8 protein-coding genes are annotated in these 10,119 nt (G+C 47.8%); 6 read left to right on the top strand and 2 right to left on the bottom strand.

Going from position 1 to position 10,119, the window contains the following annotated elements:
* Positions 1–38 precede the first annotated feature (38 nt).
* The 6 genes from ACR6Z4_RS22395 (at position 39) to trhO (ending at position 7,610) form a co-directional block, all read left to right on the top strand.
* Positions 39–1,481: an ABC transporter substrate-binding protein gene (locus ACR6Z4_RS22395; RefSeq protein ID WP_479719542.1), complete on the top strand. Its 1,443-nt coding sequence runs from the start codon at positions 39–41 to the stop codon at positions 1,479–1,481.
* Complete coding sequence (locus ACR6Z4_RS22390; protein ID WP_479719541.1) at positions 1,478–4,561, top strand: response regulator; 3,084 nt, start codon at positions 1,478–1,480, stop codon at positions 4,559–4,561. Before ACR6Z4_RS22395 ends, ACR6Z4_RS22390 begins: the two co-directional genes overlap by 4 nt.
* A 96-nt stretch (positions 4,562–4,657) precedes the next feature.
* On the top strand, positions 4,658–5,041 hold the full coding sequence (locus tag ACR6Z4_RS22385; RefSeq protein ID WP_479719540.1) for a response regulator transcription factor: 384 nt from the start codon (positions 4,658–4,660) through the stop codon (positions 5,039–5,041).
* 1 nt (position 5,042) lies between these two features.
* On the top strand, positions 5,043–5,996 hold the full coding sequence (locus ACR6Z4_RS22380) for a GAF domain-containing protein (protein ID WP_479719539.1): 954 nt from the start codon (positions 5,043–5,045) through the stop codon (positions 5,994–5,996).
* A gap of 168 nt (positions 5,997–6,164) precedes the next feature.
* The gene (locus ACR6Z4_RS22375; protein ID WP_479719538.1) at positions 6,165–6,599 is read left to right on the top strand and encodes a VOC family protein; all 435 of its coding nucleotides are present in this window, start codon (positions 6,165–6,167) and stop codon (positions 6,597–6,599) included.
* A gap of 102 nt (positions 6,600–6,701) precedes the next feature.
* The gene (gene trhO / locus ACR6Z4_RS22370) at positions 6,702–7,610 is read left to right on the top strand and encodes an oxygen-dependent tRNA uridine(34) hydroxylase TrhO (RefSeq protein WP_479719537.1); all 909 of its coding nucleotides are present in this window, start codon (positions 6,702–6,704) and stop codon (positions 7,608–7,610) included.
* Positions 7,611–7,771: 161 nt separating this feature from the next.
* Here the strand turns inward: trhO and ACR6Z4_RS22365 are convergent, their stop codons facing one another.
* Together ACR6Z4_RS22365 and ACR6Z4_RS22360 are read right to left on the bottom strand one after the other, a co-directional pair.
* Entirely contained in the window at positions 7,772–9,211 is a 1,440-nt protein-coding gene (locus ACR6Z4_RS22365) for an MFS transporter (protein WP_479719536.1), read from the bottom strand.
* Positions 9,212–9,581: 370 nt separating this feature from the next.
* Positions 9,582–10,061 (bottom strand): cupin domain-containing protein, encoded by a 480-nt coding sequence (locus tag ACR6Z4_RS22360; protein WP_479719535.1) that lies wholly within the window; start codon positions 10,059–10,061, stop codon positions 9,582–9,584.
* Between the last annotated feature and the right edge of the window lie 58 nt (positions 10,062–10,119).

Genomic DNA, 10,119 nt, shown 5'->3' with positions numbered 1-10,119 from the left:
CCTCTCCACCCCTTGCGCCAATGATGTTGATTTAATCTATGCCTAAGCGTTTCTTTACATTTTTACTGATATGCTTTTTTGCTTTTGGTGTGGTTACGTGTTCCAATAGCTCCACTTCACCCAGCCGTAGCCCGACGGCAACTAGCCCGACTACAACCGTTACGTCCAATGCTGACGAGCCTGTCTCGAAGATGCAGATCTGGTGGACTCAGGGATTCTTGCCCGAAGAAAATGAGGTCATCATTCGTCTGGTGGCAGACTGGCGAAAGGAATCAGGCTACGAAGCCGACCTGGTGTTGCTACCCGATCGCGATATTTTGCACGATACGCAAAATGCTGTAGAGGAAGGTCATGCGCCCGATATTTTGTTTAGCTACGAGGGTGATACGAACCTGATTCCGTGGTTAGCCTGGAATGGCAAACTGGCAGATGTGTCCGAGCTAATCCAGTCATACCAAACGGTATACAGCCCGGTGGCGTTAGAAGCGGTGAACTACCTTAATAACGTGACGAAACAGCGCAGTTACTATGCTGTTCCGTTTGCCAAACAAACCGTTCATTTACATTTTTGGGAAAACTTGATTGAAGAAGCGGGTTTTTCGAGGAATGACATTCCGCAGCAATGGGATGAGTTTTGGGCATTTTGGCACCAGGTGCAAGACCGCTTGCGGCAAAAAGGAGTTGACTCTGTGTATGGGTTGGGCTTGAGTTTATCGGATTTGGGCGTGGATACACTCTGGGTATTTGAGCACTTTTTAGAAGCGCATAACATCCAGGTGGTCGATACGAATGGGCAGTTACAACTCGACAAACCCGGTGTCAAAGAGGCGATCGCCAATATCATTCAGGAGTTTGCCAACTTTTACAAAGATGAATATGTACCCCCCAAAGCTCTGGAATGGACAGATTCGGGTAATAACGTTAGTTTCCTCGAAAGCCGCTCGGTAATGACGGCAAACAGCACCTTATCCATTCCTTTGACCCAAAAACAGCCAGACAATTCTTACAATCAGCTTTCCAAAGATCTGTATTTCAATAAAATCCGTACCACGCTATGGCCGAAAAAGCCTGATGGACAAGTGTTACGCTCGATTCTGAGTATCAAGCAAGTTGCGTTGCTGGAAGATTCAGAACACCGAAAAGAAGCCTTGAGTTTTCTCACCTATTTTTCTAAACCCGAGCGGGTCAGTCAGTTTTTGCAATTGGCAACCAAAGGGCGCTTCTTTCCAGTGATGCCAGAATTGCTGAAGGATCAGTTTTGGAATGACCCCAATGATCCCCACAGGTCTGTGGCGCTCAAGCAATACGAGCAGCCTACTCGCCCGTCCTATCAAGTGTATGCGCCTGCCTATAGCCAGGTCTTGAAAGACAATGTCTGGGCAAAAGCTATTTTGAGCGTGATTGAAAATGGCACCTCGCCCCGACAAGCAGCCGATGAAGCGATCGCCCAAATCAAAAAAACCTTTGCGGAGTGGACATGAAATTCTGGAAAAGTAGCCTGCTGGCTCAACTCGTCAGTTATTTCTCTCTGTTATCGGTTGTCATGGTGGGGATTGTGTCGATCGCCGCTTACAATCGTGCCAAAGATTCTCTGGAGCAATCGGTGATTGATCGGTTAACGGTTGCCACGTCTTTGAAGGAATTTCAGCTAAATGAATGGTTGGATGTTCAGCGCGAAGATGTGTTGACCATTAGCCAATTGCCAGAGGTACAAGCAGAAATCGCCATCTTACTGACAACCGATGAGAAAGATGCCAATCATATTGCTGCCTATCAACGGTTGTCGAAGTATTTTGCTGATTTAACAGCCGTGAAACCCACGCTAAAAACAATCATCATTACCACCAATGGTGGGTTTGTCATCTTTTCATCAGCAGATGAATCACTGTTAGGTAAATACAAGCCGTTGGGTGAGCCAACCACCTATTTCACTCGCGAAGGTGCGAGTTCTCTCGTTCCTAATTTTTATAGTTCATCGGCTACAGGTCGCTCTGCCATTACCTTTGCGACTCCCATCATTGATCCTAAAGGGGTGCGGATGGCAGCGCTTACAGTGGATTTGGACTTGCAGGATATTGATCGATTGATTCGTGAAAATACAGGCTTAGGGGAAACGGCAGAAACTTATCTGGTGGGCAAATCGGGCGCAAGAACGGCGTTTATGTCCCGCCAGGACAGTAATGAGGACGATGATAGCTCTGAAAACGCCCAACCAGAAACCGGAATTCATAGCACAGGCATTGATTCGGCGATCGCTAAAAAAGATATCCAGGGTCATTTTCGCAACTATGCTGGAGATCGTGTCATTGGGGTCTATAACTGGTTAACCAAAGGTAACCTGGCACTGATCGCCGAAATTAAACAGAAAGAAGCTTTTCGTCCTGCTCGTGAATTGGCACGGGAAATCTTGTTGATTGGGCTGAGTTCTGCGGGATTGTTGCTGGTTGCCGTCTATTTGCTGTCGCGGCGAATTACCCAACCGATTCTGGCAATTACCGATACTGCCATTCAGGTAGCCGGAGGAGATTTGTCGTTACGAGCTCCCGTGCTAACGGAAGATGAAATTGGCTTGCTGGCTCGGGCATTTAATCAGATGACCACTCAGCTAAAACAATCAAACCAACAATTGTCGGACTATAGCCGCACGTTGGAATTGCGGGTGAGTGAAGCCACTCAAGACTTACAAGATACCCTGGCATATCTGGCTTCTATCATCGATAACATGGCAGATGGGCTATTGGTGACGAATGCGGAGGGCAAAATCACCCGCTTTAACCCGGCATTACTCAAGATGTTGGGTCTCAGAGCGACGGATATCAAAACGAAAGCACCTGACGACCTCTTTAGCGCCAATTTGCTGGCTCTGATTCAATCTGCCCCTCAAGCTCACCAACAGGTTGTTATGACTGAAGTGGCATTGTCTGAAGGGCGCGTCGGTAAAGCTTCTGCTACTGCCATTTTGAAAGATTATGCGGATGAACCTGTAGCAGATGAATCGGACGAAACGCAGGCAGCCGCAACCGACCCCCATGACCAGACTCCAATTCACATCGGCACGGTGATTCTTTTGCAAGATATCACTACCGAGAAAGAAGTTGATCGGATGAAAACCGACTTTATTTCTACGGTATCGCACGAACTCCGAACACCCCTTACGTCTGTATTAGGCTTTGCCAAGATTATTAAGAAAAAGCTTCAGGAAAACATTCTGCCGATTGTCCAAACAGATGACAAAAAGGTGAATCGAGCCATTCAACAGGTCGGCGACAATATCGATATCATCGTCTCCGAAGGGGAACGTCTGACGAACTTAATTAATGAGGTTCTGGATATTGCCAAGATGGAGGCAGGGCGCGTTGATTGGAATATGCAACCGCTGGCAATTGACGAGTTGATTGAACGGGCGATCGCCGCAACTTCTGCTCTATTTGAACACAAACAACTGGGATTGCACCGCGATATAGATGCCAATCTACCCATGGTTGAGGGCGATCGCGATCGTCTGTTGCAAGTCGTGATTAACCTGCTATCCAATGCCGTCAAATTTACCAATGAAGGAGCAATTATCTGTCGGGCAAAACAGCGTGATCAAACCCTGATTGTTAGCATTGTTGATAATGGCATTGGCATTGCCGAAGTCGATCAACCTAAAGTATTTGAAAAATTCAAACAGGTTGGTGATACGTTGACCGACAAACCTCAGGGTACGGGATTAGGATTGCCCATTTGCAAACAGATTGTGGAGCATCATAGCGGTGAAATTTGGGTTGAAAGTGAACTGGGCAAAGGCAGTACCTTTTCCTTTAGCTTGCCGATCAACCTGCCCCAAACCTCTCCGTCTGAAGGAATGAATCTGGATACACTGATTCGCCAGCTCAAAGAACAAGTTGCCTTAGCTACCCCCTTGCAGACCGACCAGCCTAAAACTGTCTTGGTGGTCGATGATGATCCTCATATCCGGGAACTATTGCGGCAAGAGTTAGAGGCGCAAGGTTATGTTGTGCGCGAAGCTAAAGATGGGGCAGAGGCGATCGCCCAGGTCAAACAAGCATTGCCAGACTTGATTATTTTGGATGTCGTCATGCCTGAACTGAATGGGTTTGATGTCACTGCCGTGCTACGCAATGATCCACAAACGATGAATATTCCCATCGTCATCGTCTCTATTGCAGAGGATAAAGAACGGGGATTCCGCCTGGGGGTCGATCGCTATTTCACCAAGCCGATTGACACAGACGTGCTACTGCAAGCCGTCGGACAACTGATCTCGCAAAATACTACTAAAAAAACCGTCCTGATTGTGGACGAAAACACCTCGGCAGTTCACACCCTGGCAGAGTTGTTGCGAACCAAAGGGTATGACGTACTTGAAGCTTTCAACCTGCAAGACTGTATCGACAAGACTGAATCGGTAAAACCTGATATGGTGATTGCCAATGCGACCTATGCAGCTCAACATGACCTGGCAAAAACCCTCCGCCTGAAACAGGGCTTAGAAAATATCAGCTTTTTCTTGCTGACCGATCAGCCCGCGCAACCTAGCGATGACCCTGTTTCCTAGCGATAGGGTTAGCATGGAAGTAATACTTCCCCGCTCAAGGTTCTGCCAGATCAACCGCTTTCAACTCTCAATTCTTTAATAAAAACGTGACGAATTATGACTCAAAAAATTCTGATTGTTGATGATGAACCGCATATCCGCCGATTGATCGAGCAAACCCTGGAAGATCTGGAAGATGAAGGCGTTGAATTGCTCACCGCCAGCAACGGGCAAGAAGCTCTGGACATGATTCAAGCTGAGCATCCTCAACTGGTGTTTTTAGATGTCATGATGCCCAAAATGAATGGCTACGAAGTGTGCAGCACCGTGAAAAATGAGTTGGGCTTTAAAGATATCTACATCGTCATGCTCACGGCTAAAGGTCAGGAGCTAGATAAACAAAAAGGGCAAGAGGTTGGGGCAGATGTCTACATGACCAAGCCCTTTGACCCAGACGAAATTCTAGAAAAGTCACAAAAAGTGTTGGGATTATCAGCTTGATATGGCTCAGATCAAACTCAAGCGACTACTGACAAAAGAGCTGGCTCCTCTCCTTAACAGCATTGTCAATAGCACAGGGGCATTGGTTGGCATCTATGATGCTGCCGAGACATTTGTCATTGGCAATGATGCATTACCGTTTGAACACAAACATCCCATTACCGTTGCAGAAGAAGTAATTGGTTGGGTCACCGGGCACGATGCCGCATTGCCTGTGGCTCAGTTACTATCTCAATTAGCTGCCAAAGAACTGGAACAAAAACTCTTAGCCAGTGAAGTCTTGGATAAATACCGAGAAATCAACTTGCTTTACAACATTGCCGATAAATTAACGGCTTGCCGTAATTTAGCAGCTGTTGCCAAGGTTGCTATAGAAGAAGCTCAACGTTTGATTCGAGCGACTAGTGCGACGTTGATGCTGTTGAATGCCCAGAGCAATCAGTTGGAAATCTTGTTGACGTCAGGCTGGCAACCTGCCGACAAACCCATCTTGAAGTTGGGCGAAGGCATCGAAGGCTGGATCGCTTCTACGGGTAAAGCCGAAATTGTCAATGATGTCGTCACCGATGTCCGTTATCGGGCGATCAATCCTGACACCTGCTCGATGCTATGCGCCCCCCTCAAAGCCCAAGAACGTGTCATTGGGGTGCTCTGTATCGGCAATGGCGAGATGGTGAACTATACCGCTGCCGAACTGAAATTGCTGACGGCGATCGCCCTACAATCTGCACCTGCCATCGAAAGTGCGCGTTTCCATGAGCAACAAATGGAAGAAGCTCGACAACGCGAAGCCAAACTCAAAGAACAATTACTGGAACTGCGGATTGAAATCGACGAAGCCAAGCGTGCCAAACAAGTTGCTGAAATTACCGAATCCGACTTCTTTCAAGTTCTCCAAGACAAAGCTAAACGCTATCGCAAACGAGCCGGGAAAGATGAAGACCCGACAGAATAAGGGATAGGGCATTGCTGATAGCACGTCGCGCCTGGATAGATTGCGGATGTTGTGAGAGAGCCACGCTCCGCGTGGCTCTCTCACAATACCTTGCTACAATTAAGCATGTTCAACCGCTAGCTGTGGTTGAATATCAGGTGATATGGCTCCTCATCGGTTGGCACTACCATGCAGCAAAATTTGTCAGACCTTCCAACGGCAACGCTCTCTCACTGTGCAATATGTGTTTCAGATCTGAAGCGTTCTGTTGCTTTTTATCAAAGCCTTTTTGCGCTGGAGAAGGTCGGTGAGTGGAGTAGACCAGACGATGGGCTAACGGCAGTATTACTGCTGGGTTCTGGAGGTGCCCGGTTAGAAATTGTAGAAAAAGCGAACGTCGAACAACAAGATAGTTCAGAACTTTTTTCTAGTTTTGGCTTTACCCAAACTGGTTTGAGACACCTTGCCTTCACCGTTCCGTCTGTCGATCAAAGTTTTGAACGTGCCCTTCAGCTTGGGGCGAAACCCTTAATGCCGCCTCGGACAGGCAAAATTGTTGCTCGCCTTGCCTTCGTTTTAGATTTGGATGGCATTCAACTGGAATTCACCCAATTATCCACGTAAGAATCACAGAGTGATTAACCTGACTCAACAACTGTCATCTCTCCAGGCGCGACGCGCGATAAATCCAACTTACATCTAGAAACTCCAGCCTGTTTGATCTCTATGTCCTTCGTTGTTGCTACCTTCTATAAATTTGTCAAACTGCCCGATTTTGCCGAAAAGCGATCGCCACTCTTAGCGCTTTGCCAGGAACACCAGATAAAAGGCACGATCTTGCTGGCAGACGAAGGGATTAATGGCACGATCGCCGGATCTCGACAGAACATTGATGCGGTTCTGGTTGCGCTGAAATCTGACCCGCGTCTGGCAGATCTGGAGCACAAAGAATCGATCGCGACAACGGCTCCGTTTGAACGGATGAAGGTCAAGCTCAAACGCGAAATTGTGACCCTGGGTATTCCAGAGGTGAGTCCGACAGAGCAAGTCGGCACCTATGTGGCTCCCAAAGACTGGAATAGGTTGATTTCAGATCCAGATGTCGTTGTCATCGATACACGCAACGACTATGAAGTCAGTATCGGTACCTTCCAGCGGGCAACAAATCCTCAAACCCATGCTTTTCGAGAGTTTCCCGAATTTGTCCAAACCCACCTTGACCCGACCCAACACAAAAAAGTAGCGATGTTTTGCACGGGTGGGATTCGCTGCGAAAAAGCGTCTGCATTTATGCTACGGCAAGGTTTTCAGGAGGTTTACCACCTGCAAGGAGGGATTCTTAAATATTTAGAAGATGTTCCTCCCGAATCCAGCCTCTGGCAAGGCGAATGCTTTGTATTTGATGAACGAATTGCCGTCCAGCATGGCTTAGAATTGGGCACCCATGATATGTGTCGCAGTTGTGGACACCCGATTACAGATGCAGAAAAGCGATCGCCCGATTATCAGGAAGGGATTTGCTGTCCCCATTGCATCGCTTCGCTCACCCCCGAAAAGCAGGCGCGACAAGCCGAAAAACAGCGGCAATGGGAGTTGGAACAGCAACGGAGGGTAAAGGGGACAACACCCTCTTGATAAGGGTTTTAATATAGCCGTGTGCAAGTTTGTGCAGTCCAGCAATAGGGTTGTGGGGCGCGGAGCGCCCCACAATCCTGCACTGAATCAACCGCATAGCGCTTCAATAACACTGACGAGAGCACCCAAAGCAGTAATGGGGGAAATACTTGCAAGCCAAATCATTTTGGGGCTAAGGGACGCTCATGCACAAACACGAGGGGTAACAACGCGGCAAGTCGCAGGATGCTGGAAAACGCAAACAGCCCCAATAAACCACCATAGCCAAACTGCGCTAAAAACCCTCCTGCTGTGGTTCCCAGTGCGCCGCTCATGCCCGCAAAGGCAGCGGCTACACCAAAATAAGTAGATTGGTTATGGGTAGGTGCAATGCCCATCTGTAAGTTGTTTGAACACAGGTCGATCGCTGCGGCTGTGCCTCCGGCAATGAGATGCAGCAAAGGTAGCCACAGCCAAATAGACAATGAGTGGGTGCCCGTCAACAGCCACAGCAACGGGAAGACAGCAAATATAATCCCCACACCCATCAAAATAGGACGATTGCCAATCCGATCAGCTAACTTTCCCCAAACCATCAATAGCAGCAAGTTTGCCCCAGCCGACAAGCTATTATAAAGCGTCACCTGGCTAATATCTAATGCCAAGTCATTGAGCATATAGACATTGAAAAAAGGTGCACTGAGGTTAACTGAAAACGTCCACAGATTGAAATAAATCAGGAATTTGAGGAAGTTGGAATCTTGCCAGAAGCTAATGAATGAAATGGGTTGAAACAAGGATTGACTACTGGCGGAGCTGACCGACATATCAGGTTCAAGGGTGGGGCTGCCAGAGATTTGCTTCTGTTGGGGATTAATATCTACCATGAAATTTTGAAAATGAATGCTGACCAATCCAGCGGCGATCGCCCCAATCAGTACAACACCATAGCCTTGAATTGAACCACCCCACCAGCGAGAAATTAGCAGTCCAAGTAACGGAATTGAGATCAAGTTGGTTAAGTTAGCAGCGCTGTTGCGTAAGCCAAAGTAGCGACCTCGCAAAGGTCGGGGCACAAGTGCTGCCATCCAACTGAGCCATGCGGCACTACCCAGTGCTCCTAAAAAGTAGCTGAGCAGAGTAACACCCAGAGCGATCGCAATCAAAATATCAGGTGCTGCATGATGTTTGCCAATCCAAAAGATAGCGATCGCCAGCCCTAGCCACAGCAATCGAGCACTGCTGTAAACCCAGCGGCAATAGTCGTGACGGCTGGTTGTTTGCTCAGAAAAATAAGCACCAATGGGCTGCATCAGATTTGCCAGCATGGGAATGGAGGCAAGTATGCCGATCTCGGTCGCTCCTGCACCCAGTTCTAACAAAAAGTTCGTCAGCAACACGCCACCAGTGACATTAGAAAATAAGGTGGCAAAGACTCCATCCAACGTGGACGCTTTCAAGCTGGTGCGAATTTCATCTTTCGACGCATTCAAGCTTGTAGCCAGCGATCGCATTTTGGGTTGAACCGATGCAATGATGGTTATCCCATGTAACAAGGCGGTTTCCTCAGGCACGTTAGCGGCGATCGCATCCATCGCATCAGCAGATGCAAACTCTTCCATCTACTTGACGACTCCCAAAATGGTCAGGTTCTCCCAGAGTTCTCTCAGTTAAAAGTGTTGCTGGCATCAGGAATGAATTGGCATGGGACACTGAAGTCTTCCCATGCCAATTCATTCCAGAATTTCGCAATAAGTAGAATCCTAGGGGCAAAATCAAGCCCTTACATCTTCCTCTAGGAGAATTTGTAGCGCCATGCACTCAGCGACAGCATGATGTATTGAACAGTAGTACTCCACACGGCTGTTTAATACATCACCTGTCCTGGTGTCTGTTTTAAAAGTTGTTTTTTCGTGCGCTTCGCGTACGAAAAACAACCCTCTTAGCGAGTTTTAAACCACACCCTAACTCAGCGTTATTTCTACAAGACTCCTAATATGGCGTACCATCCTTATGAGCAAACTGCCACCCACCTTCTACCAGCAAGGCTTGTAGATCATCATCTGGATACGTACCTTCATCACCCGGAGTGCGATCGCCCATTTCGAGATACAACACGTCTTCTGCTGTCTCGTTGATCAAATGGTGCGCATTGCCAGTACCCGCTTTGAAACCTGCACACATACCTGGCGATAATTGCATCCGACCTGCATCTGTTTGGAGGATTGGTTGCCCTTGCAAGATGTAGATAAATTCGTCTTGTCGAGAATGAGCATGACGCAGTGCAGAAATAGCATTGGGCGCTAAGCGTGTGAGGTTGACGCCGAAGTTGGTCAGCCCAAACAAATTCCCAAGAGGGCGTTTCTCTCTCCCTTTCATCTGAGATGCAAAAGGCTCTGGGTAATTGGAAGGTGTCGTCCGTAAGGGAGCTTCGATCGCTGCGATCGCCACTGGGTATGGTGTTTGAGACATAGTCACGACGTAATGGGGATGATGCAAGTATAATTAAAAACCAAAACATTTGTGGGAG

This window comes from Calyptranema fuscum S582 (assembly GCF_055793305.1).
This window is presented reverse-complemented; position numbering and strand designations above follow the sequence as displayed.

Excerpts from the sequence above, each read along its gene's own strand:
- trhO (WP_479719537.1), top strand. The coding sequence starts at position 6,702 with ATGTCCTTCGTTGTTGCTACCTTCTATAAATTTGTCAAACTGCCCGAT.
- ACR6Z4_RS22380 (WP_479719539.1), top strand. The coding sequence starts at position 5,043 with ATGGCTCAGATCAAACTCAAGCGACTACTGACAAAAGAGCTGGCTCCT.
- ACR6Z4_RS22395 (WP_479719542.1), top strand. The coding sequence starts at position 39 with ATGCCTAAGCGTTTCTTTACATTTTTACTGATATGCTTTTTTGCTTTT.
- ACR6Z4_RS22365 (WP_479719536.1), bottom strand. The coding sequence starts at position 9,211 with ATGGAAGAGTTTGCATCTGCTGATGCGATGGATGCGATCGCCGCTAAC.
- ACR6Z4_RS22390 (WP_479719541.1), top strand. The coding sequence starts at position 1,478 with ATGAAATTCTGGAAAAGTAGCCTGCTGGCTCAACTCGTCAGTTATTTC.
- ACR6Z4_RS22385 (WP_479719540.1), top strand. The coding sequence starts at position 4,658 with ATGACTCAAAAAATTCTGATTGTTGATGATGAACCGCATATCCGCCGA.
- ACR6Z4_RS22360 (WP_479719535.1), bottom strand. The coding sequence starts at position 10,061 with ATGTCTCAAACACCATACCCAGTGGCGATCGCAGCGATCGAAGCTCCC.
- ACR6Z4_RS22375 (WP_479719538.1), top strand. The coding sequence starts at position 6,165 with ATGCAGCAAAATTTGTCAGACCTTCCAACGGCAACGCTCTCTCACTGT.